The 25,038-nt window shown below is 73.3% G+C and carries 19 protein-coding genes; 12 read left to right on the forward strand and 7 right to left on the reverse strand.

What is annotated here, in order from left to right:
• Positions 1-353: 353 nt before the first annotated feature.
• From OG440_RS37670 to OG440_RS37710, 9 genes are all read left to right on the forward strand, one after another.
• Positions 354-1,421 (forward strand): type III polyketide synthase, encoded by a 1,068-nt coding sequence (locus OG440_RS37670; RefSeq protein ID WP_406004758.1) that lies wholly within the window; start codon positions 354-356, stop codon positions 1,419-1,421.
• Positions 1,422-1,452: 31 nt separating this feature from the next.
• Positions 1,453-2,025 carry a cupin domain-containing protein gene (locus OG440_RS37675; protein ID WP_406004757.1) on the forward strand — a complete coding sequence of 191 codons (573 nt, stop codon included), beginning with the start codon at positions 1,453-1,455 and terminating at the stop codon, positions 2,023-2,025.
• Positions 2,026-2,030: 5 nt separating this feature from the next.
• Positions 2,031-3,185, forward strand: a complete 1,155-nt coding sequence (locus OG440_RS37680; RefSeq protein ID WP_406004756.1) for a DegT/DnrJ/EryC1/StrS family aminotransferase — start codon at positions 2,031-2,033, stop codon at positions 3,183-3,185.
• Entirely contained in the window at positions 3,182-4,177 is a 996-nt protein-coding gene (locus OG440_RS37685; protein ID WP_406004755.1) for a methyltransferase dimerization domain-containing protein, read from the forward strand. Before OG440_RS37680 ends, OG440_RS37685 begins: the two co-directional genes overlap by 4 nt.
• Before the next feature lie 13 nt (positions 4,178-4,190).
• Positions 4,191-4,811 (forward strand): NAD(P)H:quinone oxidoreductase, encoded by a 621-nt coding sequence (gene wrbA, locus OG440_RS37690; RefSeq protein ID WP_406004754.1) that lies wholly within the window; start codon positions 4,191-4,193, stop codon positions 4,809-4,811.
• Positions 4,812-5,107: 296 nt separating this feature from the next.
• Positions 5,108-6,691 (forward strand): class I adenylate-forming enzyme family protein, encoded by a 1,584-nt coding sequence (locus OG440_RS37695; RefSeq protein WP_406004753.1) that lies wholly within the window; start codon positions 5,108-5,110, stop codon positions 6,689-6,691.
• Between the two features lie 173 nt (positions 6,692-6,864).
• Positions 6,865-8,088 (forward strand): methionine adenosyltransferase, encoded by a 1,224-nt coding sequence (metK, locus tag OG440_RS37700; protein ID WP_406004752.1) that lies wholly within the window; start codon positions 6,865-6,867, stop codon positions 8,086-8,088.
• Between the two features lie 112 nt (positions 8,089-8,200).
• Complete coding sequence (locus tag OG440_RS37705) at positions 8,201-9,181, forward strand: carbohydrate kinase family protein (protein WP_406004751.1); 981 nt, start codon at positions 8,201-8,203, stop codon at positions 9,179-9,181.
• Between the two features lie 176 nt (positions 9,182-9,357).
• A complete protein-coding gene (locus OG440_RS37710) occupies positions 9,358-10,368 on the forward strand; it encodes a methyltransferase (RefSeq protein WP_406004750.1) in 1,011 nt (336 codons plus the stop codon).
• A gap of 140 nt (positions 10,369-10,508) precedes the next feature.
• On the opposite strand, the gene OG440_RS37715 is transcribed toward OG440_RS37710, so the two are convergent.
• Together OG440_RS37715 and OG440_RS37720 are read right to left on the reverse strand one after the other, a co-directional pair.
• Complete coding sequence (locus OG440_RS37715; protein ID WP_406004749.1) at positions 10,509-11,534, reverse strand: cytochrome d ubiquinol oxidase subunit II; 1,026 nt, start codon at positions 11,532-11,534, stop codon at positions 10,509-10,511.
• A gap of 31 nt (positions 11,535-11,565) precedes the next feature.
• Positions 11,566-12,867, reverse strand: a complete 1,302-nt coding sequence (locus OG440_RS37720) for a cytochrome ubiquinol oxidase subunit I (protein ID WP_406004748.1) — start codon at positions 12,865-12,867, stop codon at positions 11,566-11,568.
• Between the two features lie 184 nt (positions 12,868-13,051).
• Here OG440_RS37720 and OG440_RS37725 point away from each other — a divergent pair, with 184 nt between their 5' ends.
• Together OG440_RS37725 and OG440_RS37730 are read left to right on the forward strand one after the other, a co-directional pair.
• On the forward strand, positions 13,052-14,050 hold the full coding sequence (locus tag OG440_RS37725) for a LysR family transcriptional regulator (RefSeq protein ID WP_406004747.1): 999 nt from the start codon (positions 13,052-13,054) through the stop codon (positions 14,048-14,050).
• A gap of 202 nt (positions 14,051-14,252) precedes the next feature.
• Entirely contained in the window at positions 14,253-15,149 is an 897-nt protein-coding gene (locus OG440_RS37730) for an aromatic prenyltransferase (protein WP_406004746.1), read from the forward strand.
• Positions 15,150-15,239: 90 nt separating this feature from the next.
• Here OG440_RS37730 and OG440_RS37735 read toward each other — a convergent pair whose 3' ends face one another.
• Positions 15,240-17,264 (reverse strand): hypothetical protein, encoded by a 2,025-nt coding sequence (locus OG440_RS37735; protein WP_406004745.1) that lies wholly within the window; start codon positions 17,262-17,264, stop codon positions 15,240-15,242.
• Positions 17,265-17,857: 593 nt separating this feature from the next.
• On the opposite strand from OG440_RS37735, the gene OG440_RS37740 reads away from it, so the two are divergent.
• Positions 17,858-18,331 carry a carboxymuconolactone decarboxylase family protein gene (locus OG440_RS37740; protein ID WP_406004744.1) on the forward strand — a complete coding sequence of 158 codons (474 nt, stop codon included), beginning with the start codon at positions 17,858-17,860 and terminating at the stop codon, positions 18,329-18,331.
• Positions 18,332-18,562: 231 nt separating this feature from the next.
• Here the strand turns inward: OG440_RS37740 and OG440_RS37745 are convergent, their stop codons facing one another.
• The 4 genes from OG440_RS37745 to OG440_RS37760 all read right to left on the reverse strand — a co-directional run bounded on the left by OG440_RS37745 (position 18,563) and on the right by OG440_RS37760 (position 24,757).
• The gene (locus tag OG440_RS37745; RefSeq protein ID WP_406004743.1) at positions 18,563-19,105 is read right to left on the reverse strand and encodes a DUF1707 domain-containing protein; all 543 of its coding nucleotides are present in this window, start codon (positions 19,103-19,105) and stop codon (positions 18,563-18,565) included.
• A gap of 137 nt (positions 19,106-19,242) precedes the next feature.
• On the reverse strand, positions 19,243-20,379 hold the full coding sequence (locus tag OG440_RS37750) for an NlpC/P60 family protein (RefSeq protein WP_406004742.1): 1,137 nt from the start codon (positions 20,377-20,379) through the stop codon (positions 19,243-19,245).
• A 262-nt stretch (positions 20,380-20,641) separates the two neighbouring features.
• A complete protein-coding gene (locus tag OG440_RS37755; protein ID WP_406004741.1) occupies positions 20,642-21,322 on the reverse strand; it encodes a M15 family metallopeptidase in 681 nt (226 codons plus the stop codon).
• Positions 21,323-21,571: 249 nt separating this feature from the next.
• Positions 21,572-24,757 (reverse strand): AfsR/SARP family transcriptional regulator, encoded by a 3,186-nt coding sequence (locus OG440_RS37760; RefSeq protein WP_406004740.1) that lies wholly within the window; start codon positions 24,755-24,757, stop codon positions 21,572-21,574.
• Positions 24,758-25,038 lie beyond the last annotated feature (281 nt).

Consider the following 25,038-nt stretch of genomic DNA (forward strand, 5'->3'; position numbering starts at 1 on the left):
CGGCCCCGCGTACCTCGCCGTCCCGGCAGTCCCGCAAGGGCGCCGCCGGGGGAGCCCGGTGGGAGCCGGGGGCCGGACCGTCCTCGGGCCCGGACCATTCACCGGGCCCGTCACGCCGTCCGCCGTCGCGGCCGCCTTCCGTGCCGATCCGCCAACCGGCAACCGGCCGACCCCGCAGCCCGCCAACCGGCCGCCCCGCCAGCCGGCCGTACCGCCGAGGAGGGCGGCGCGGCCCGGTGCCACCCGCCCCGGCCGCGCGTCAACGCGCCGACCGGCCAGCGATGGTGACCCTTCGTCAGCTCGACGTCCTACTGCCCTTGCTGTCGAGACTCCAAGAGAAGTGGATTCCGGATATGCCCAGGCTATGCAAACCGGCGATGAGCGCGCCGGAATATGTCATCACGGTGGAAGAGACTCTGGAATTTGCGGAAAAAGCGCATGCCGGCAAGCCGCAGCTTCCCTTGGCCCTCCGCCTGATCCGCAACACCGGCGTGAAGAAGCGGCACATCGTCCAGCCCATCGAGCAGACGCTCCGCCACCCGGGCTTCGAAGAGCGCAACCGCATCTACGAGATCGAGTCGAAGAAGCGCACCCCCCAGGTCATCGAGGAGGCCCTGGCCAACGCCGAGCTGACGGCCCCCTACATCGACGCGATCATCTACGTGTCGTGCACCGGCTTCCTGATGCCGTCGCTGACGGCCTGGCTGATCAACAAGATGGGCTTCCGCTCGGACACCCGGCAGATACCCATCTCCCAGCTGGGCTGCGCGGCGGGCGGAGCGGCGATCAACCGGGCCCACGACTTCTGCGTGGCCCACCCCGGCAGCAACGTCCTGATCGTCTCCTGCGAGCTGTGCTCCCTGTGCTACCAGCCCGAGGCCGACGACATCGGCTCGCTGCTGTCCGACGGCCTGTTCGGTGACGCGGTCGCCGCCGCCGTCGTACGCGGCGCCGGCGGCACCGGCATCGAGCTGGAGCGCAACGCCTCCTACCTCATCCCCGACACCGAGGACTGGATCTCCTACGCCGTCAAGGACACGGGCTTCCACTTCCAGCTGGACCGCCGCGTGCCCGGCACGATGGAGCCGCTCGCCCCGGTCCTGCGCGAGCTGGCCAAGGACCACAGCTGGGACGCCGGCAAGCTCGACTTCTACATCATCCACGCCGGCGGACCGCGCATCCTCGACGACCTCGCCAAGTTCCTCGACGTCGACCGCGACGTGTTCCGGCACAGCTGGTCGACCCTGAGCGAGTACGGGAACATCGCCAGCGCCGTCGTACTCGAAGCCGCCCGCCGGCTGTTCGAGGAGGACACCCCGACCCCCGGCGCCACCGGTCTGATCGCGGGTTTCGGCCCCGGCATCACCGCCGAGATGGCGCTCGGCACCTGGGCCGCCGACGTCCCCCAGACCGTGGCCTGAGCCCCGTGCACGGACGAAGGAAGCGAAGCCCATGACCGACCTCATCCTCCCGGCGGGTGCCGGGCGCAAGCTGATCACCCCGGCGCAGGAGGTGACGTTCAAGGCCACGAAGGAGATGGGATCCGCCCTGTCGGTGTTCGAGGTGGTCGTCCCGCCCGGCTTCGATGTCGGGGCCCATGTGCACGAACGAGGCCAGGAGTTCTTCTACGTCCTGGAAGGCGAGCTGGACCTGCTGTGCTTCGAGCCGACCGAGCGCACCAAGGACACCTGGCACCACTGGGAGTCCGCCACGGGCGACCGCGTCGTCCGCGCGGGGGAGGGCAGCTGCATGTTCGTGCCGCCCGGCACCCCGCACGCGTTCCGCAACGCCACGGACAAGCCGGTGAAGATGCTCTTCCAGAGCTTCCCCTCGCCCGATCACGAGGACTACTTCGAGGAGATCGCGCAGATCTGGTCGCGCGGCGGCGCGGTGGACCCCGCGGCCGTGGCGGAGATGCGCCGGCGCTACGACGTCAGCCAGCTCACCCCGCTGCGCTACGAACCACCCGCCACCGCCGTCCCCGCCGCCGGCCGGCACACACACGCGCAGCAGAGGGGGAGGTGACCTCGATGGAACCGATATCGCTGGTCCACGCGAGTCTGGGCGAACGCGAACTGGCCGCCGTCGCCGAGGTGTTCGCCTCCGGCTGGCCCGCCGGCCAGGGCCCCCAGGGCAAGGCGCTGGAGACCGAACTGGCCGAGAGGTACGGCGTCGGCGACGCCGTCGCGGTCAGCAACTGCGGCGCCGCGCTGCACCTGGCCATGCTCGCGCTCGGCGTCGGGCCGGGCGACGAGGTGATCGTCGCCGACTACGGGTTCCCCGCGCCCGCACAGGCCGCGCTCTACGTCGGCGCCACCCCCGTCTTCGCCGACGTACGCCCCGACACCTACACCATCGACCCGCAGGCGGTGGCCGACCTGGTCACCGCGCGCACCGTCGGGATCGTCGCGGTGGACACGGTCGGCATGCCCGCCGACTACACCGAACTGCAGGCGATCGCCGACCGCCACGGCCTGTTCCTCGTCGAGGACGCCGCCTGCGCGGTCGGCGCGACCTACCAGGGCCGCCAGGCCGGCGCGCTCGCCGAGGTGGGCTGTCTGTCCTTCCACGGACGCAAGGGCGCCTCCAGCGGGGAGGGCGGCGCGCTCCTCGCCCGCGACCCGCGCATCGGCAAGGACGCGCGGCTGCGCTCCTCCTTCGGCATCGGCAGCATCTTCGACATGGGCAACGTCGTCGGCCTGCCCATCCCGACGTTCACCGGCATCGGCTACAACTTCAAGCTCTCCGACATCGCCGCGGCGATCCTGCGCGTGCAGCTCGGCCGGATCGGTGAACTCCTCGAACGCCGCAGCGCCATCGCCGCGCAGTACGGCGAACTCCTGGCCGGCGAGGAGCTCCTGACGGTCCCGTCCGTCCCGCGGGACCGCACCCACGCCTGGCAGACCTACATGGTGACGCTGGACGCGGGCGTGGACCGCGCCGCGGTCGCCGCCGAACTGCGCGGCCAGGGCATCGGCTGCGGACACGGCACGTTCGCCGCCCACGTGCAGCCGGTGTTCGAGGCACAGCAGAAGTGCCCGGTCTCGGCGGACCTCTTCGCACGCCAGCTCGCCGTCCCCATGCACGCGGAACTCGCACCGCACCAGGTCGAACGGGTCGTGGACGCCCTGCGCGGCGCGGTACGCACCCACGCCACCACCCGGGTCCTCGGAGGAACAGCATGACGAACGACCGCCCCTCGCCCGTCGGCATCATGCGGCTGATCAACGGCTACTGGGCCACCGCGGTCCTCGCCGCGGCCGCCACCCACTCGCTCTTCACCCACCTCGACGACGGCGCCGGCTCGGCCGCCGAGATCGCCGGGCGCGCCGCCATCTCCGAGCGGGGCGCCCAGACCCTCCTCGACGGGCTCGTCAGCGTCGGCCTGGTCGAACTCGACGGGGGCCGCTACCGCAACACCCCCGAGACGTCCGCCTACCTGGTCGACGACACCCCCGTCTCCCTGGCCCCCTTCGCCCGGCTCAAGCTCACGCACATGAGCGCCCTGAGCGACCTGGCCGAAGTGGTCCGCGTCGGCGGACCGGTCAAGGACGTGGTGGTCGAGGTCGCCAACAACCCGCACTGGGAAGGCATCGTCACGGCCATCGCCGCGCAGTCGGTGCCCGCCGCCTCGATCGCCGCCGAGGTCCTCGGCCTCGCCGGCGCCGGCGAGATCTCCATCCTCGACGTGGGCGGCGGCTCGGGCATCTACTCGGGCATCTGGCTTCAGGCCAACCCCGCCGCCCGCGCCGTGCAGCTCGACTGGGCGCCCATCAACGAGATCGCCCGCCGGCTGCTGGACGAACGCGGCGTCGGAGACCGCTTCACCACCCTCGACGGCGACTTCCACACCACCGACTTCGGCACCGCGCGGTACGACGTCGCCGTCTACTCCCACATCGCCCACCAGGAGGGCCCGGAGAGCAACATCGAGGTCTTCACCAGACTGCGCCAGGCCCTCAAACCCGGCGGCACCCTGGTCGTCAACGACTACGTCGTCGACGACGACCGCGGCGGCCCGGCCTTCCCCCTCATCTTCGCCTCGGAGATGCTGCTCAAGACCCGGCAGGGCAGCACCTGGCGGCGCGGCGACTACCGCGACTGGCTCCTCAAGGCCGGCTTCGAGGACGTCTCGTTCCACACCGCCGAGCCCGCCACCCTGGTCGTCGCCCGGTAGCGAGGAAACCCCCATGGCATCCGTGAACGTCTGCGTCATCTACTACAGCGCCACCGGAAACCTGCACACCATGGCGCTGGCCGCGGCCGAGGGCGCGCACCGGGCCGGCGCGAGCGTACGCGTGCGCAAGGTCCGCGAGCTGGCCCCGCCGGAGGCGGTCGAATCCGTCCCGGCCTGGGCCCGCCACCTCCAGGACACCGCCGACATCGAGGAGGCCGCCCTGGACGACCTGAGCTGGGCGGACGCGCTGCTGTTCGGCACCCCCACCCGCTTCGGCAACGTGTGCAGCCAGCTCAAGGCCTTCATCGACACCACGGGCGGCCTGTGGCAGGCCGGCGCCCTGGCCGACAAGGTCGTCTCTGCGTTCACCGCCACCGGCACCGCCCACGGCGGCCAGGAGTCCACCATCCTGGCGCTGAGCAACACCTTCTACCACTGGGGCGCCATCATCGTCCCGCCGGGCTACACCGACCCGGTCCAGTTCCGCACGGGCAACCCGTACGGCACCTCGCACGTCACCGGCGTCGGCGGCAGCGCCGGCGGCCCCACCGAGACGGTGCTCCAGGCGGCCCGCCACCAGGCCCGCCGTGTCACCGAGACGGCGGCGGCGCTCAAAGCCGGCCGCGCGGCCTGACAACCCTCCAAAGCGAGCGCACCCCGCACGACACGAGCGCGGCGCCCGCGCACGATACGAGCGCGGTGCCCGCGCGCCACCGACGCGGTGCCCGCGCGCCACCGACACGCCGCGCGGCCCGCACCGTCCCCACCGGCCGGCCACCGCACCCGCCCGCGTGCGCAAACCCCTCGGCCCGCGACAGACGGACCTCGACCCGCCCCCCGGGCGGGGTCCGCCGTGCGCGTCCCGGCATCCCGCACCGAGCCGGCGAACAGCCCGAACACCCATCGCCCACCGTAAAGGAGACAGACCCGATGAAGGGCTCTGTGGCCTATCAATCGATACAGAAGCGCGGTCTTCACATCGGCCTGCTGCCGGCCATGGCCGCGGCCGTCAACGCGTCCACGCCGATCACCCTCGACCACGATCTGGACGTCCTGCCCGAAGCCGGCCGGCACCTGACGACGGCCCACCTCGCCGACCTCGTGGACGACCTCGCGGCCCGGCTGTGGGCGGCGGGTGTACGGCCCGACGAGCACATCGTGCTCCACAAGAGGGCCAACGCCGATGTGTGGATGCTGGCCTGCGCCGCTTCCCGGATCGGCGCGGTGCCGGTGATGCTCTCGCCCGGCCTGGACGCCAGGACGGTGGGCGCCCTGCTCGAACGCATCGACCGGCCCAACCTGCTCACCGACACACACAAGCTCGACGTGCTGGCCGAGGTACCGGTCGCGCGACTGACCCGGCGGGTGCTCATCGTCTGCGGCGAGCGGGCGGACGCGGTGTCGCTCGGCGCCCTCGCCGGCGCGCCGCGGGTGCGGCCGGTGGTGCGGCCCCTCGACGAGGCCGCCGTGATCACCCACACCTCCGGCACCACCGGACTGCCCAAGCTGGTCGTGCACACCCCCCGCACCCAGGGCATCCGCCTCAGGCCGCAGTGGCGCCTGCTGTCGCTCATGCGGAAGAAGGAGACCGCCGCGATCGCCATCCCCTTCGTGCACTCCCGCAACGTCGCGGCGATGGCCCTGGCCCTCCTCAAGGAGATGCCGGTGGTGCTCGTGAACGAGTCGGACCCGGACGCGGTCGCCGAGGTGTTCCTCGAGAACCGGCCCGGACTCGTCGAGGCGCTGCCCAACGCGCTGATGGCGTGGGAGACACTGGCCGACGACCCCCGCCGGCCCTTCGCCTCGGTGAAGTACTTCAGCAGCACCTTCGACGCGATCCACCCCGCGACGATGAGCCGGCTGCTGAAGTCCTCCCGGCGGCGCGGCGCGCTGTTCTTCCAGATCTACGGGCAGAGCGAGGTCGGACCCGCCGTCGGACGCGCCTACTTCCCCCGCACCGCCCACAAGGCCAACGGCCGCTGCGTCGGCTGGCAGATGCCCCTGGGATCGGCGAAGGTCCGCGTCGTCAGCCGCGACGGCAAGCGGCCCACCGCGCACCACCCCGGCCGCATCGAGGTCGCCTGGCCGGGCCTGGCCAAGACCTACTTCGCCGAGCAGGACCGCTACGACGACAACCGCGACGGCCCGTGGTGGGGTACCGGCGACGTCGGCTACTTCACCAGGTTCGGCTGCCTGCACATGCTCGACCGCGAGGTCGACATGATCCCCGGCGTGCGCAGCTCCCTCGAGGTCGAGGACACCGTCCTGGCCGAACTGCACGAACTGAGCGAGCTGGTCGTCGTCCAGGGCCCCCACGCCGAAGCGGTCCCGGTGGTCTGCACCCACGGCGACGAGCCGCTGGACCCCGCCCGCTGGCGCGCCGCCGTGGCCGGCTTCCCGCAGCTGGCCGACCCCATCCAGATCCCCGAGGCCGAACTGCCGCGCACCGCCACGCTGAAGGTGCAGCGCCTCGCGCTCGCCGCCCGGCTCAAGGACCGGCTGGCGAACCCCTAGGCCGTCTCCGCGAAGTCCCGCCTGGCTCGCGGCGGACACGACCTGGCGGACGCGGCCGGCCGGGCGCCGCCCCTCGGCCGGCCGCGAGGGGCGAGCCGGGCCGGCCCGCCGCCCGGCCGGCCGCGTCCGCGTTCGCCGCCCCTGTCCGCCCACCCACCGCCCCCTGGAGCGCCATGTCCCGCCGCCTGTTCACCTCGGAGTCCGTGACCGAGGGACATCCCGACAAGATCGCCGACCAGATCAGCGACACCGTCCTGGACGCCCTGCTGCGCCAGGACCCCGCCTCCCGCGTCGCGGTCGAAACCCTCATCACCACCGGTCAGGTGCACATCGCGGGCGAGGTGACCACCTCCGCCTACGCCGACATCGCCTCGCTGGTACGGGAGAAGATCCTCGAGATCGGCTACGACTCCTCGGCCAAGGGCTTCGACGGCGCCTCCTGCGGCGTCTCGGTGTCCATCGGCGCGCAGTCCCCCGACATCGCCCAGGGCGTCGACACCGCCTACGAGTCCCGCGTCCGGCCGGCCGCAGCCGCGGCAGCGGACGAACTGGACCGGCAGGGCGCGGGCGACCAGGGCCTGATGTTCGGCTACGCGAGCGACGAGACGCCCACCTTGATGCCGCTGCCGATCGAAGTGGCCCACCGCCTCGCGCGCCGCCTGACCGAGGTCCGCAAGGACGGCACGGTCGCCTACCTGCGCCCGGACGGCAAGACCCAGGTCACCATCGAGTACGACGGCGACAAGGCCGTCCGTCTCGACACGGTCGTCGTCTCCTCGCAGCACGCGAGCGACATCGACCTGGACTCCCTGCTCACCCCCGACATCCGCCGCCACGTCGTCGAACCCGTCCTCGACCGGCTCGCCGACGACGGCATCAAACTGGAGACCGGGGACCACCGCCTCCTGGTCAACCCGACCGGACGCTTCGAGATCGGCGGTCCGATGGGTGACGCCGGCCTGACCGGCCGCAAGATCATCATCGACACCTACGGCGGCATGGCCCGCCACGGCGGCGGCGCCTTCTCCGGCAAGGACCCCTCCAAGGTCGACCGCAGCGCGGCCTACGCGATGCGCTGGGTCGCCAAGAACGTCGTCGCCGCCGGCCTCGCCTCCCGCTGCGAGGTGCAGGTGGCGTACGCGATCGGCAAGGCCGAACCGGTCGGCCTGTTCGTGGAGACCTTCGCCACCCACACCGTCGCCGTCGAGCGGATCGAAGCCGCCATCACCGACGTCTTCGACCTGCGCCCGGCCGCGATCATCCGCGACCTCGACCTGCTGCGCCCGATCTACGCCCCGACCGCCGCCTACGGCCACTTCGGCCGGGAGCTGCCCGACTTCACCTGGGAGCGCACCGACCGCGTCGACGCCCTGCGCAGGGCGGCCGGCGCGAACTGACCGCCACCGGCCGAGAACCCCGACACGGCGGCGCCCCCTCTTCCCGCCACCCCGGCCCTTCCCCCGGCCGCCGCCCGGACCGCCCCGACCCCAGGCACAAGGAGCACTTCTCGTGCGTATCGCCGTGACCGGATCGATAGCCACCGACCATCTGATGGTGTTCCCCGGCCGCTTCGCCGAGCAGCTGATCGCCGGGCAGCTGGAGCGGATCTCCCTGTCCTTCCTCACCGACCGGCTCGAAGTGCGCCGCGGCGGCGTCGCCGCCAACATCGCCTTCGGCCTCGGCCTGCTGGGACTCGACCCGGTCCTGGTCGGCGCGGCGGGCGCGGACTTCGCCGACTACGGCGCCTGGCTGCGGGCGAACGGCGTCGACACGTCCGCGGTGCGGGTCAGCGACACCCTGCACACCGCGCGTTTCGTCTGCACCACCGACCAGGACCACCACCAGATCGCCACCTTCTACGCCGGCGCCATGGCCGAGGCCCCCCGCATCGACCTGGCCGAGATCGCCGGCCGCACCGGCGGCCTGCGCCTGGTCCTGGTCGGCGCCGACGACCCGGCGGCCATGCTGCGCCACACCGCCACCGCCCACCGCCTCGGCATCCCCGTGGCGGCCGACCCCTCCCAGCAACTCGCCCGCCTCGGCCGCGCACAGGCCCGCCGGCTGGTCGAGGGGGCGAGGTGGCTGTTCACCAACGCGTACGAGGCCGCCCTGCTGATGAAGCGCACCGGCTGGAGCGAGGACGAAGTCCTCGGCCGGGTCGGCACCTGGATCACCACGCGGGGCGCGGACGGAGTGGTGCTGACCCGCCGCGGCGCCGACCGGCTGACCGTCCCGGCCGTGCCCACCGACAAGATCGCCGACCCCACCGGCGCGGGCGACGCCTTCCGGTCCGGTTTCCTCGCCGGCCTCGCCCGGCAGTGGCCGCCGCAGCAGGCCGCCCGCCTGGGCTGCGCGCTGGCCGCCACCGCGCTGGAGACGGTCGGCACCCAGGAGTACCAGCTGCTCCCGGCGGACCTGACCGCCCGCATCGCCCGGACGTACGGCGCCGACGCGGCCCGCTGCATCGAGCTCCGCCCGGCAGACGCGTGACGAGCACACCACAGACCCCCGGACCCCGGACCCCGGCCCCCCGCACCTGCCCCGGCGCCCCCGGCGGCACGGCCACGACCCGCGCCACCCCCGCTACGGAAAAGAGGTCAGCTGCAATGACACCGGAAGCGACACTCCGCCGGTTTCGCGACTACATGGTCGGACCCTCCCGCTTCATGACCTTGCTGTCGTGCTTCGAGCTGGGCATCATCGACGCGCTGCGCGACAGGCCGGGCCTGACGGCGGCCGAGCTGGGCGAGAGGGCCGGCGTCAGGCCGGACGCCGTCGAACAGCTCCTGCTGCTGCCGGTCAAGGAGGGCTTCGTCGCCCACGACGAGGCCGGCGGCGGCTACCGCCTGGACGGCCTCGCGGGCGTCTCCGACACACTGCTCGAGCAGGCGCTCGCCGACCTGAACATGATCAAGGCGGTCACGCTGCGGCAGCTGTTCTACCTCACCGAGAGCGTGCGCACCGGCACGGTCGCCGGCCTGAAGGAACTGTACGGCTACGACGGTGACCTCTACGGCGCGCTGGGCGAGCTGCCCGAACTGCGCAAGCCGTGGGCCACGTTGATGAACACCGTCACCGCCCACGTCGACCCCTGGTTCTTCGCCAACGTCGACATCCCGGCCGGCGCCAACGTCCTCGACCTCGCCGGGAACACCGGCCTGGGAGCTGTCAACACCCTCCGGCTGAAGGGCTCGCCCGGCCTGCGGGTGACCAACTTCGACCTGCCCGAGAAGGAGAAGGAGAGCCTGGACAACTTCCGCGCCCACGGCGTCCAGGACCAGTGCGCGTTCATCGGCGGTGACGTCTTCGAGGAAGTCCCCAAGGGCTTCGACGTCGTACTGATCAAGCACTTCCTGCCCATGTTCGACAAGAGCGACGTGCTGCGGATCCTCCAAGGCGTCCACGACTCCCTCGAAGCCGGCGCACAGGTCCACGTGCTGGTTCCGGTGTTCCCCGAGGACCTCACCGACACCGACAACTACACCGTCGACTTCTACCCCAGCTTCTTCATCGGCTGCACCATGGGACAGGGCGGCCCGCAGAAGCTCTCGACGTGGCGGAAGTGGCTCGAGGAAGCCGGCTTCCAGGTCACCAAGGCGATCACCGACGACCCGGCCAATCTGCCCCCGCACGCCCTCACCGTGGAGGCGGTGCTGTCCGCGACGAAGACCGCCTGACCCACCGGTCCACCCCACCCACCGCCCGCCCCCGCACGACCGACGGCCCTGGTCCCCAGGGCCGTCCTTTCGCATGTGCGCCCCCTGCGCAAGAGGGCCGCGCCGCACGCCGAGTGCGCCGGCGGCGGCGGTCGCGCCGCTCAGAAGTAGCCGGTGTGACGGCGTCCCGTGCGCCCCCTGAAGGCCCACCAGCTCCATGCCTGGTAGGCGAGGATCGTGGGGACGACGAGGACGCCGAACACGCCGAGGATCCTCAGCGTGGCGTCGTCCGCGGCGGCGTGCTCGATGTCCAGGCCGCGGCCCGCCGAGCTGATCAGCAGGTAGGGGTAGTGGCCCGCGCCCACCAGCGCCACGGGCAGCGCGCTCGCCACACCGGTGGCCGCGAACGCCCGGGCGTGGTGCCCGGCGCGCAAGAACCACCAGGCGGCACCGAACGCGGCGGCCAGTACCACGGCGACGGCCGCCGCGGCCGCACGGTTGGTCATCGAGGCGCCCGCGCCGGACAGGGTGAGCACCAGCGCCACCGCGGCGGCCGCCCCGCTCGCGGCGATCAGCGTGGCGCCCGCCCGCCGCGCCCGCCCGGCCGGCCCGGGCGCGCTGCGCAGGGCGACGAAACCCGCGCCGTGCGCCGCGAACAGCAGCACCGTGGCGGCACCGCAGGCCAGGACGAACGGCGCGAACACCTCGCCGGCACCGATGTGGAAGCTTCCGTCGGCGCGGCGGGGTACCCCGTGCAGCAGCAGGCCCACCACGAGCCCCCAGCCCACGGCGGGCACCGCGCCACCGGTCACGATCAGCACGTCCCACACCGCCCGCCCGCGCCCGCCGCGGGCACGCCGGCGCAGCTGCACGGCGGCGTTGCCCAGGACCACAGCGGCGACGATCGCCACGATCAGCGGGTACAGGCCGGGCAGCAGGGTGCCCTCCAGATGCGGAAAGGCCCCGAACAGCACACCCGCGAAGGCGACCAGCCAGACCTCGTTGCCGAGGAAGAACGGCGCGATGGCCTCCAGCGCGGCGTCGCGGCCGCCGGGTTCGGCCTCCCGCTCCTCGCGGCCGCCGAGGAAGGGGTGCAGCATCTGCGCGCCGTAGTCGTAACCGCCGAGCACGAAGTACCCGGCGAGCAGCAGACCGAGCAGGGCCAGCCAGGCCGTCTCCAGACTCACGTCGATCAACTCCCGTCGTTCGAAAAGCGGTTCAGTAGGCCGGGGCGGACCGCCGGTCGCCGGCGCCGCCCGCGGGCTCCTCCGGCGGGCCGTCGGGCAGCGGCTCGCTCACGCCGAGCTGCGCGGCCCGCGGGCCGCGCACGGCGAAGCGCGCGATCAGGGTCCAGTTCGTCACCGCCAGGGCCAGCAGGATCGTCACGAACAGGGCGCACGAGACGGCCAGCGAGGTCCTGCCGACCCGTGAGACGGCGTCCTCGACCGTCAACTCGCCGTACACCAGCCAGGGCTGACGTCCCATCTCCCGCACCACCCAGCCGCCGACGGAGGCGACGAAGGTGAACGGGATCATCGCGGTCATCACATAGGCCGGCGCACGCCGGCGCACCAGCCGGTCCTTCCACAGCAGGACGACGGCGACCAGGGTGAGGGTGGAGACGGCGTTGCCGATGACCGTCATCGCGTTCATCGACAGATGGATCCACCCCTGGGGCGGCACGTAGTCGCCGGGCCCGTACTGCTCGGCCAGCCGGCGCCGCGCCTCGGCGACGCCGGAGCCCTCCAGCACGGCGTGCTTCATCGGCTGGGTCCGTTCGATGACCGGCCTTTGCATCTCGCCGACGACGATGACGAAGAACGAGGAGAGCATCGCCACCCACGCGCCCAGCCGCAGCGAACCGCGCAGCAGCGCGCTCTCCTCGGTGCCCCGGGCCAGGTGCCACGCGCTGACGCCGAGCAGGAAGACACCGCCGGTGGTGAGCGCGGCCAGCGTGAGGTGAGCGAAGGCCATCAGCGCGCCGGAATTGGTCAGCAGCGCCCCGAAGTCGGTCAAGTAGGCGACCCCGTCGCGGACTTCGTAGCCGACGGGATGCTGCATGAAGCCGTTGGCGACGAGGATCCAGTAACCCGAGGCGTAGGCGGTCAGCGCGACCAGCCAGATCAGCGTGACGTGCACACCGCGGCGCAGCCGGCCCCAGCCGAAGATCCACATGCCGAGAAAGGTGGACTCGGCGAAGAAGGCGACGAGGGTCTCCAGCGCCAGCGGGGCGCCGAAGACGTTGCCCGCGAACCTGCTCAGCCCGCTCCAGCTGAGCCCGAACTGGAACTCCATGACCAGACCCGTGACGATGCCGACCGCGTAGTTGATGACGTACAGCTGACCCCAGAAGCGGGTCACGCGCTCGCGCACCACCTTCTCGGCGGGGTCGCGGGTGTACGCGGCCCGGGTGTGCAGCAACGCCACGAGCGGCACGAGCCCCATGGTGAGGATCACGAACAGCCAGTGGATACCGGTGGTGGCCGCGAACTGGAGCCGGGCCAGATCCACAGCGCTCACGGCGGGACCTTCCTTGCAGGACGGATACGCGGAGCCCCGCTGCGCACGTACGGACACCGGGCACCACGGCCCGCCACCCGTGCGGTGACCCCCTGACCGAGACCGTAGAGACAAACACTCATGCAGTTCCAAGACCGGTTCTGCCATGTGATGATGACCCGCCGGGCATGAGTGAAGGTGGAGCGTGGATCTGCTGCAGTTGCGTTACTTCCAGACCGTCGCCCGTTTCGAGCACATCAGCCGCGCCGCGGAGGAACTGGGCATCGCCCAGCCCTCGCTCAGCCGCACCATCGCGCGCCTGGAGGCCGAACTCGGCTCCCCCCTGTTCGAGCGGCGCGGGCGCGGCATCAGACTCAACGAGTACGGGGCGAAGTTCCTGCGCCACGTCGACCGCACCCTCAGCGAGCTGGACGACGGCATCAGATCCGTACGCGAGGCGGGCGACCTGGGGCTCGGCCGGCTCGCCATCGCCTGCGAGACCCTGCTGACCATCACCACCGTCCTGGGCGGCTTCCGCACCGTCCAACCCCGCGCCGACGTACGGCTCTACCAGTCCAACGCCGAGGAGATGCACCGCCAACTGCGCGTCGGCGAAGTCGACTTCTGTGTCGCCTCACAGCCGCTGAGCGGCCCGCACCTGGAATCGGCCGAACTCGTCCGCGAAGAGGTGCTGCTCGCCGTACCGCGCGGCCACCGCCTGGACGGGCGCGAGAGCGTGACGATCCCCGAACTCGCCGACGAGCCCTTCGTCACCACCCGCAAGGGCCACTGGCAACGCGCCCTCCTGGACCGCCTGTTCGCGGCCGAGGGACTCACCCCCCTGCTGTCCTGCGAGGGCGACGAGCCGGGCGCGAGCCAGATCCTGATCAGCGCCGGCCTCGGCATCGGTCTGATCCCGGCGATGTCCCGCGAGGCCGGCACCGGGACACGTGTCCCGGTGGCCTGGGTGCACCTGGAGGCCCCGGCCTGCCACCGGATCCTCACCCTCGTCTGGCGCCGCGACGCCTACCTGTCCGAAGCCGCCCTGAAATTCCGGGAGTTCATCACCACCGGCCCCTTCATGGCCCACCGACTGCCCACCCCGCCCGGCCCGGGCACCCAGCACCCGCCCGACTCACCGCCCGACTCACCGCCCGACTCACCGCCCGACTCCTCGGCCGGCCCCGCTGCCGCAGCAGGCTGACCGAAGACGAGGAACACCCGACCCACCCCCGGCCCCGCCGAACGGCGCAGCTGATCCCCCCGTCCCACCCGGCCCGCGCCCGCCGCCCCGGCAGGCCGCCAAGTCGGCGCCAACTCGCCGTTCAGCCCCGGCCAAGCCCCCCGGCCCATGCTCTGCCCCACGAGCGGCGAGCAGACGTGCCATATCGACACCTGGGGGACCGATGTCCGGAAAAGCTGATACGGAACGCCTGTACGCGGCCGCCGCGAAAGCGGCCGGGCTGCTGGACATGGCCGGCTCCCGCGACCGGATGCGGCCGGTGCTGACCGCCTTCCAGGACGTGCTCACCGACCCCGTCGTCTTCAACATGGTGACCAAGGGCGGCCGGATCGCGGACCTCTCCTTCGACTTCACCCTGCCCGCGAGCGCCGGCGACCCCTACGAGATCGCCCTGGCACACGGCCTCGTCGAAGAAACCGACCACCCCGTGCGCACCCTCTTCTCCGACCTGCACGCGCGGCTGCCCGTCCAGGGCTACGGCGTCGACTACGGCCTCGGCGCCGGCTTCAACAAGACCTACGCCTTCTTCCCGCTCGGCGACCTGCGCTCTCTGGCCGAACTCGCCGCCCTGCCCTCCATGCCGCCCGGCCTGTCCGCACACCTGCACTCCTTCACCGACCACGGCCTGGACGGCAAGGTGTCGGCCATCGCGATCGACTACGCGCACCGGACGTGGAACGTGTACTTCAACGGACTGCCCGCCGAGTCCGTCCGGCGCGAGGCCGTCCTGCCGATGCTGCACGCCTTCGGGCTGCCGGAACCGAGCGGACACCTGCTCGACTTCATCGCTACCTCGTCGGCGCTGTACCCCACCTTCGGCTGGGACTCCTCGAAGATCGAGCGGATCAGCTTCTCCACGAGGACCACGGACCCCCAGGCCCTGCCCGCCCATATCGAGCCCAGGCTCGGGGAATTCGCCCGAAACGCGCCCTACGCCTACGAGGGCGAGCGGGTACTCGTCTACGCGGGCGCGCTGTCACCCGGCGAGGAGTACTACAAACTCGCCACCTACTACCGGATGACCTCCGCGGCACACGACCGGGTCCGCTCCGCGAGCTGACCCCCTGCCGCGGACACACCGACACGCCGGCCCGCCCTCGCCCCGCCCCCCGGAGGCGAAGGCGGGCCGGCGGACGGCGTGGGGACCGGCTCAGGAGGCGGTGCCCAAACGGTGGATGGTGATGGGGACCTTGGTGCGGTTGCCGGTGGTGTCGATGCCGAAACGGCCGGTGGCGGCGGGCACCGCGCCGTCGGTCAGCGCGTAGAGGTGGTTGAGGACGGCGTAACGGTTGGGACGCGTGAGGGAGGGCGTGGTGGCGTTGCGGATGGCGGTGGTGGCGGTGAGAACCGCGTCGTGGGCGAGGACGGGCCAGTAACCGCGCGTGGCGTGTGCGGCGGGGAACTTCCGCCCGTGATGGTCGCCCGCGAAGGCGTCCACGAACTTGCCGTACAGGGCGTGGTCGCTGTTGCCGGGACCCCGCAGCGCCGTGGCGTCGGGCAGGGACGCGTACCGGACGGCGATGGGCGCCTCGCCCTCCTGGTTCACGGCGGTGAGGGTCTTGGGGTCCAGGGCCGCCGTGTCGGATCCGGAGACGACGGTGATGGGCCGGCGGTGGCAGCTGCGCCGGCTGAGCGCGTCGAGGAAGTCGGGCAGGTACTTCTCCCGGGCCGCGAAGTACACGGTGTCGACGGGATGCCCGGTGCCGCCGCACAGGTTCTGGCCGATGGTGTCCAGGATCGACGCCGCCCCGCCGCGGGGGTCGAAGAAGAAGTCCGCCGCGGGGTCGAGATGCTTCTTCAGCCCGCTCACCGTGCGGAAGCCCTGGTAGAGGGAGTCGGTGTAGAAGTCGCGGGTTCCGTTCGGCGTCACGTCGGTGCGCACCAGCGCGGCGGTGCGGGTGTCGCCCTCGAGTTCCTCGCCGAGCGCCTCCAGCTGGGCCGCGTTGGTCAGGGTGACGCGGACCAGCCCGTTGATGCGCTGCGCTGACGCCTTCGGGCTGTCGATGGCGCCGGTGGTGTCGAAGCCGTCGGCGGTGATGAGGTCGGCGACCATGGGGATGTCCTTCTCGCTGAGCGCCCGGGCGGCCTCGACGGACTCCTGCTGGCTCAGCCCCATCCCGGTGACGGCGACCAGGTTCTCGACCCTGTCCAGCGCGCCGACGGCGTCCTTCCAGTGCAGTTCGCCGCTGCCCATGTTGGCCAGGACCAGGCGGATCTTCAGCGGGCCCTCGTCGGTGTTGGCCCGTTCGACGGCCGTGTAGGCGCCCTCGACCTCCCCGACGAACTGTTCGAGCGTCAGGTCCTTGGTCTTGCCGGCCTTGCCCACCGAGGTCAGCGGCGCCAGGAACGCGATGGTGACGTACTGGCCGTCGCGCGTGGCCCGGTGGTTCTCCGCGCCGATGGCCGTCAGCACGGGCTCCAGAGCGGAACCGAACACCGCGGAACCGTCGCCCCCGTCGGTCACCCCCGTGCACTCCCCGCCGGCCCGGGTCACCAGCGCCGGGTTCAGCGTCCCGCAGTGCGCCTCGCGGAACTCCGCCAGCCGCCGGCGTTCGTCGTCCACCGCCTTGGCGCGCCGCACGTTCTGATCGTGCTGGTCGACGGCGTACACGCCGGCCGCCGCCGCGACCGCGAGGGAGGCACAGACCGCCACGGCGGCACGGTGCCGTACCAGAGCGGCCCGCCATGCCCCCCGGCGGCCGCCGTCCGCGGGCGGGGTGACGGCCGGTGGCTCCTCCGGCGCCTTGCCGGGAGGCACCGGAGGCGGGGAGGGAGCCGGAGGCGGCCCGGCGGCCGGGGCAGGGGAGGGATCCGGGGGAGGGGGCGCGGCTGCCGCCCCGGCAGGAACGGGGGCGGGGGCCGGGGGCATCGCGGCCACCTCCTGCCAGGCCTGCCGCCAGGGCCCGCGCTGCGCCTCGCTCAGACCGCACGCGGCCAGGAAATCGGCGACGAACTCCCACTCCGGGAGCCGGTCGCGCGACAGCACATCGGACACGGTGGCCGGCGCAAGCCCCCTGCCCCGCCCCTGGCCGGCCCGCTCGAGCTGGGTGAGCGACACACCGAGCCCGGTGCGCAGCCGCGTCAGTTCCTCACGGAACTGCTGCCGGCTGCCGATCCGCGGCGGCACGGTGTCGTGCTCGGCCTGACGGCTGCCGGGCACCTGGTCCCACGTCATCCCACACCCCCCGCGACGGCGGCACCGGCGGCCGTCACGATGCCGGACACGCCGGCCGGGGACCGCCGCCCCGAGCGAAAGCTGTATCGATGCGGCATGAACGAATTCCCGTCTTCCTGGGCGCGGCGCCCATACGCCGCCCGGAGCACCCCGTGTCCGGCCACCGGCCGGAACACGAGACGTGGTGGAGTTTCCCGGTCCTTCGGGCGAGACGTTCCGCGGCAAGGCTGGTATGCGGGCGGAACTCGACGGGCAGCGGGGTAACTCCTGCCGCGTCAGGATTCCGCTTTTCCGTTTACCGGCTGACGGGTACTCCGATTTATTTCCGAAGTCTTCGCTCCGTGCCGCATCCTGAACGGCTTCTTACCGCCGCCGCCGGCACACCCGGCCGCAGCCCCGACCCCCAGCCCCGGCCTGCACCACGACGACCTGCATGAACGGCGTTCCGTAACGCCGCTCGCCCGTTCCGAAGGCGCCCGAAGAGGCCCTTCTGCGCGCGCGGAGACACGGTTCGCGGGCGGCCGTGTCACACGGTGCCGGGCTGTCTCGTCCCCAGAGGTACAGCCACCCGACACCGCATCGAGGAGCACACCATGGACGCGCGCCTGAACTACTTCGCCGACCCGACCGCCGCCAAAGCCCTCAAGCACCTCATGGCGGCGGGCAGGACGCTCAAGGAATCGCCGCTGCCCGCCGCGACACAAGAACTCGTGGCCCTGCGCGTGAGCCAGATCAACGGCTGCGCCGTCTGCGTCGACATGCACACCAAGGAGGCCGCCGCGGCCGGCGAGACCTCGGTACGGCTGCACCTGGTGGCGGCGTGGCGGGAGGCCACCGTCTTCACCGGCGCCGAGCGCGCCGCGCTGGAGCTGGCGGAGCAGGCGACCCGGGTCGCGGACGCGGCCGGCGGGGTCGACGACGAGGTCTGGGCACGCGCCGCACAGCACTACGACGAGGAGCAGCTCACCGCCCTGGCCCTTCTGATCTGCTTCATGAACACGGCGAACCGGATGAACATCATCGCCCGGCAGCCCGCCGGCGACTACGAGGCCGGCCAGTTCCACTGACCGGCCGTCAACCACCCCCCGGGGCCCTGCCGCAGGCCCCGGGCACGCAGACGCCGCCCGGCCCGGAGGCACCCGGAGCGGCGGGAGCGGCGGGGGAGCGGTCGGGGTGGCAGGAGAACGGCGACGCCGTTCCTCCCGCCGTTCCTCCCGCCGCGACGCCCGCCGCGAAAAGGAGGCCGACGACCCCGTGGGCCGGGTCCCGCGAGATTCCTCAGGTTCCCGCAGGAGGCCTCAGCGCCGCGCGTGGCGGATCTTCAACCGTCCGAACCCCATGGTCCCGCCGATCCGGATCGTCGGGGCGCCGGGGCGCACGCTGCGCGGTGCCTTGTAGCGCGTGTCCTTCCATCCGGTGTGCAGACCCTCGTAGTCGACGATCGCGTCCCGCGGCACGGTGATCCGGGCCCCGCCGGTGCCGAGTTGCAGCTCGACGTCGACCACCGGATGCTCGATGACCGCCCGGGACAGATCCAGACGCACCCTCGCGAACGCGGACTCGACCTTGAGGAACCGAGGCACCCGCCATGCGCCGCCCCGCCGAATCCGCCCGCCGGCGGCGGCGATCGTGGACGAGGTGGCGGCGTTCTCCGCCGGGAGCGAGGCCAGAGCCGACGCGAGCTCGCCGCGCGTCGTGACGGTGAGCACCCGGTGGAGGCGTTCGTCCAGTTCCCCGTGCGAGAGGTGACCTTCGGCGTACGCCTCCCGCAGACGCCGCACGGCCGCGTCGCGGTCGTCCTCGCCGATCGGCGGCGGCCGGTCCTCCGGCAGAGCGGTCACCTGTGCAGCCTACCGCCGTGCCGCCGGCACGCCCCCCAACGCCCGTACCGGGCAGGGCGTCCGCCGGGCAGGGGCCGGCAACGACGGACCCCTGCGGCGGACGCCCCGCCCGGCGTGACGCACGCGCGGGGGCTGGTTCAGCAGGTGGGGACGCCGGGCAACCAGGCCGGCCCTTTGAGGTAGATGTTGGTCAGCCAGGAGCCGTCGGTCAGCCGGGACCAGGCGTCGTTGGTGTAGCCCTCCGCGGTCACCTCCTGGGCGTGGGCCTGGCACACCACGTTGACCGTGGTCGGCTGCGCGAAGTAGCCGACCACCGCGGCGTTCACGCTCGGCTCGCCGTGCGTGCGCACACCGGTGCCCCACGTCTGGTGCGCCGTGCTGCCGGCGGCCGGCGGCGGGACGTCGGTGCCGCCGCAGTCCGCGACCCCGGGCAGCCAGGCCGGGCCCTTGACGTAGATGTTCGTCAGCCAGGAGCCGTCGGCCAGCCGGGACCAGACGTCGTTGGTGTAGCCCTCGGCGGACACCGATTCCGCGTGCTCCTGGCACTGGACCGACACCTGGGTCGGACCGGCGAAGGTGTCCACCACCGAAGCGCGCACACTCGGCGCCGAACGGGTCCGCACGCCGGTGCCCCAGGTCTCGAACGTCGCACCGCCGCCCGCGGGCGGGGGAGTCGGGGTGCCGGAGCCGTCGACCCGGATCGCTCCCGCGTAGTCGCCGCCGGTGCGCACCGGCGCCACCCGGATACGGGTACCCGACTCGTACGCCTCGACCATCTGCCCGTCGCCCAGGTACAGGGCGACATGGTGGATGTGCCCGCTGCCCCAGAACATCAGGTCGCCCGGCAGCAGCGGTCCGGTGCCCTGCGCGGCGGAGAACCGGGCGGAGGACTGCGAGCTGTGGAACTGGTCGTCGGACGTGCCGTTGAGCAGGTCCTTGCCGGTCGCCTGGTAGTACGCGTGACGCACCAGGCCGGAGCAGTCGAAGCCCATGCGCTCGTCGTCGTGCAGGCTGTCCGGGTCCGAGCCGTCGTAGTAGCCGTAGGTGGCGCCCGGGGTGGCCCCGTGGCCGCCGCCCCAGCTGTACCAGACGCCGATCTGGGCGCAGGCCGCGGACACGGCGGCCTGCGCGGTGGCCGAGGCGCCCGGCGCGAGTGCGGCGCAGGAGGCGTCCGGCGCGGCGTGGGCGGGCACGCCGCACCACGCGGACAGGGCCAGCACACCGGCGCCCAGGAGCGCGCCGCCCGTCCGGCGGCGCGTACGGATGTTCTTCAAGGGACTCTTCCTTCGTCGACGTGAGGTCACCGCAACACCGGTGACGTGACGGCCATGACGGCCATGACGGCCTGAACGCACGGACCCGGGTCGCACCCCACCCCCGTGGAGGTGCGACACCGTTCAGTGGGTGAACGCGGCCGGGTCACCGGCGCGGTGCGGGCGGCGGTCCGTCAGCGCCCGGCATCGTTCGCGCGGCCCGGGCCGGCCGGTCCCGAAGGACGTGTTGCCGATCTGCACTTCTTCCCCCTCGGTTCAGCGGTCAGGCCGTCGGGCGGGTCAGGCCGTCGGGCGGGGCGGCGGGGCCGTAGCGGGCGGCCGGAGCCTTGCGCAGCAGGGCCCAGTACCGGTCGCCGTACGACCAGTGCCACCACTCGGTCGGGTAGTTGACGAAACCGGCCGCCGTCAGAGCCCAGGCCATCAGCGCCCGGTTCGCCCGCGCCTCGGCGCCGATGTTGCCCGCCCCGGTACGGCAGGCACCCCTGCTCTCCTGCGGGGTCGCGTTGACCTCCGTGCCCAGCGGCAGCTCGCGGCCGTCCTGGTTGCACAGCGTCAGGTCGACCGCTCCGCCGCTCACGTGCGGGGCGACCTCCGGCGGGGAGATGTAGGCACTGGCCAGCTCCCGTATCCGCTCGGGTGTCGCGTCCGGATGCGCCCGCCGCATCGTCGCCGCGTACTGCTCGAAATAGCGCCGCTGCAGGCCCGGCGGCCGGTACCCCTCCACCACCAGGAACCGCACACCGGCCGGCAGCAGGCGCTGCGCCCGCACCAGCCGGCGCAGCGCGCCCGACCTCAGATGGGCGTAGCTGCCGTCGTCGTCGGCCTGCCGGTGGTCGAGCCACACGGAGCCGCACCCGCGCAGATCGGCCAGGGGCTCACCGCATTCGTCCTGCGCGACGGCGGCGACCCTGGGGTCCGAGAGCGTGATGATGTCGTCTGTCACGGCAACAGCGTCACCGGCCCCTCTGCAAATGCTCTGCAGGTTGCCTGCAAGCAGCCGCCCGCCCGCGCGCCCCGGTGCCCGGGCTTCCACGCGCGGCGGCCGCGTCGCGGACGGCGCACGCGCGAGGGCGCACGGCTGTCCACGAGGGCGGAACCGGCCCCGCCGAGCGCTCTCCAGGGCTACCTCGCACGCTCGCGCAGCCCGCCGTGCTCGCGCCCCCGCCACGCACGCGCACCCCGCCTCGGGCTATCACCCGTCCCCGTCCCCGTCCCCGTCTCCCTCCCCTTCCTGCGCCTCCCGGCAGCCCAACTCCGCGAAGACGGCGGCCGCTTCCTCCCGGGCCGCCCGCGCCCGGGCCCGGTCCCCGTCCGCCGCCCACACCTGGGCCAGGTCCCGGACCGTACGTGCCCGCCACAGCGGCAGCCGCAGCGCCTCCCAGCCCGCCAGCGCCGCCTCCAGCGGCTCGCGGGCCCCACCCGGCTCACCGGCCGCCAGATGCCACTCGCCCCAGGTGCGCAGGACCAGCGCTTCCCCGAACCGGTCCTGGCGCTCGCGGGCCACCTCCAGGCACCGGCGCAGCCGGCCGGCCGCCTCCTCCAGCCGGCCCTCCCGCAGCTCCACCTTGGCCAGCGACTGCTCGGTGTACATCACGCCGAACGTGTCGCCGAGACCGGCGAAGATCCGCAGCGCGTCGTGCAGCAGCCGCCCGGCCTGCGCCCGCGCGCCCTCCGCCCGGTGGCACAGGGCCAGCGACCGCAGCGTGAGCGCCTCGCCGTGCCGGTCGGCCTCCGCCCGGTACAGCTCGAGCGCCCGCCCCAGAGCCTCCGCTGCCTGCTCACCGCGCCCCTGCTCCCGGTGCACGTACCCGATGCCGTACAGCACGCGGGCCCGGGCGCCGCGGTCGGCGCGGGGCCCGAACCGCTCCAGCGCCGCGTCGAGCAGCCGGAGCGCCTCGGCGTAGCGGGCCTGCTCGCGCCGGGCCGTGCCCATCCCCGCCAGCGCCGTCGCCGCCCCCGCCGCGGGGCCCCCGCGCTCCTCGAACAGCCGCAGGGCGTCACCGAACCGGGCGTAGGACTCCTCGAACTCGTCCTGTTCGTAGCGCAGTTGGCCCAGACCGGCGAGCAGCCACGCCTCACCCTCACCGTCCCGGCCGCGCCGCACCGCCGCCATGGCCGCGGCATGCGAACGCGACCAGGCGTCGAACTGGTTGTACAGCGCGGCCGAACCGGCCATCAGCGCCCCGGCGAGATCCCGGGCGGGCCGTTCCATGCCGTGTCCGGCGCAGTACTCCACCGCCGCCAGCAGGCACCCCTGTTCGGCGGCGAACCAGGCCGCCGGGCGCTCCAGCAGCGCCTCCTCGGTCGGGACGCCGAGGGGGCGTACGCAGGCCGGCTCCGGGAAGTACCTGGCCGCACCGCCCGGACCCCGGGCGGCGGCCTTCTGGGCGAGCCCCAGCCAGCAGGCCACCAACCGCAGCACAGCCGCCTCGCGTTGCTCGATGCTCTCCTCCGACAGGCAGCGCTCACGGGCGTGTTCGCGGGCCAGGTCGTGGATGCGGTAGCGGTTGCGGCCGGTGTCGTCCACGCCGATCACGTCGACGAAGTGGCAGTCCGCCAGGCGTTCGACCGCCTCCTCGGCCTCCTCGCCGTCGATGTCCAGCAAGGGGGCGGCGATCCAGCCCGCGAAGTCGGGCAGGTCGAGCAGCGCCAGCCGGCGCAGCGCCCGGCGCTCCTGCGGATCGAGGTCGGCGTAGCCGAGCTCCAGACTGGTGCGCAACTCCAGGTCCCCGGCGCGCAGTTCGTTGAGCCGGCGGCGTTCGTCGCGCAGCCGGCGCGCGAGCTGCCCCGGCGCCCAGTGCGGGCGGGCCGCCAGCCGCGCCCCGGCGATCCGCACGGCCAGCGGCAGCCGTCCGCACAGCGCGACGATCTCGGCCGCCCGCTCCGGTTCCGCGCCCGTACGGTCCCCGCCCGCCACGCGCCGCAGCAGCTCCAGCGCCTCCTCCCCGCCCGGCACGGCCAGATCCAGATGGACGGCCCCCTCCAGTGCCACCAGCCGGCGGCGGCTGGTCACCAGCACCGCCGAGCCGGGACCGGGCGGCAGCAGCGGCCGTACGTGCGCCTCCCCGGCCGCGTTGTCGAGGATCAGCAGGACGCGCCGGTGCCCGATGTGCGTGCGGTACAGCCCCGTCAGCTCCTCGACGGAGCCGGGCAGCGTCTCGGGATCGGCCCCCATCGCGCGCAGCAGCCGGGCCAGCGCGTCGGCCGGCTGGAGCGGCGCGGTGTCGGCGGCCCGCAGATCCACGAACAGGCGGCCGTCGGGGAAGAGCGCGGCGCTGCGGTGACCGACATGCACGGCCAGCGCCGTCTTGCCGGTCCCCGAACGCCCGGAGATCACCCCGATCGGCGGCGCGGTACGGCCGGCCTCGCCGGCCCCGTGCAGCAGCGCGGTGGCCCAGCCGATCTGTTCCGCGCGGCCCACGAAGTCGGCGATGTCGGGCGGCACATGGGACGGCGCGGGGCCCGCCCGCACCCCCGCCCGCGGTCCGGCCTGCGCCCCTGTCCGCGCCGTCGTTCCCGTCCGGGTCCCCGGTCCGGTCCCGAAGGCCGGTGCGGCACCGCCGGCGGCCTCCCGCACCCCGCCGGCGGCGTCCGGTGCCGGGGGCGGCGGCGGGGGGTCCACGCCCAGCAGCGCGGTGTCGCCGGTCAGCACCGCCCGGTGCAGCGCCCGCAGTTCGGGGCCGGCGTCGATGCCCAGTTCGTCGCGCAGGGCCGTGCGCCCCTGCTGATACGTGCGCAGGGCGTCGGAGACCCTGCCCGTGCGGAACAGGGCGGTCATCAGCAGCCCGCACGGCCGTTCCCTGAGCGGATGGGCGGCCACGTGCGCGAGCAGCGGCGCGATCGTACGGTCCGCGCGACCGAGCTCCAGCTCGAGACCGAAGCGCTCCTCCTGGGTGATCAGCCGCAGCTCCGCCAGCCGCGCCGCCTCGATCCGGGCGAACGACTGGCCGAGCCCTTCGAGGGCCTGCTGGCCCCGCCACAGGCCCAGCGCCGTGGCCAGCAGGTCGGTGGCCTCCTGCGGGCGCCCGCGCCCGGCCGAGGCCCGGCCCGCCGCGAGCAGCTGCTCGAAGCGGCGGGCGTCGACCTGGCAGGGGTCGAGTTCGGCGAGGTAGCCGGGCGGCCGGGTCCGGATCGCCCCGGCCCCGCCGACGCGGGCCAGCGCCCGGCGTACGGCGGAGACATGGGTGGCGACCAGGGCGCCGGCGGTCGCGGGAACCTGTTCGTCCCAGACGAAGTCCACGAGACGCTCGGTGGAGAGCACCTGGCCGAGATGGACGACCAGCGCGGACAGCACGGCCAGGGGCCTGACCCCACCGAGCGGCGCCCGCCGGTCCCCTTCCCACACCTCGACCGGACCGAGCAGACGCACCTCGAGCATGAGTCCCCGATCGCTGTACCGTTCCCGCACCCCGGAGCGCGACAACGATATCGGCGGGCGCCGCCCGCGCGACGCCGCCGAGCGGCCCGCCTGGCCGGATCCCACCGGTGCCCCGGCCCGGACACACCCGCCCCCGCACGCCCGCCCCGGCCCCGCCTGCCGCCCGCACGGCCACGCCCTCCCGCGCACCTGGCCGGATCCCGGCGGCGGGACGGGGGACGGGCCCGCCCGAGAACCGCGCACGCGCGACACCCCCACGCGCGACACCCGCACGCGGTACC

Source organism: Streptomyces sp. NBC_00637, assembly GCF_045161545.1.
Lineage (GTDB): Bacteria > Actinomycetota > Actinomycetes > Streptomycetales > Streptomycetaceae > Streptomyces.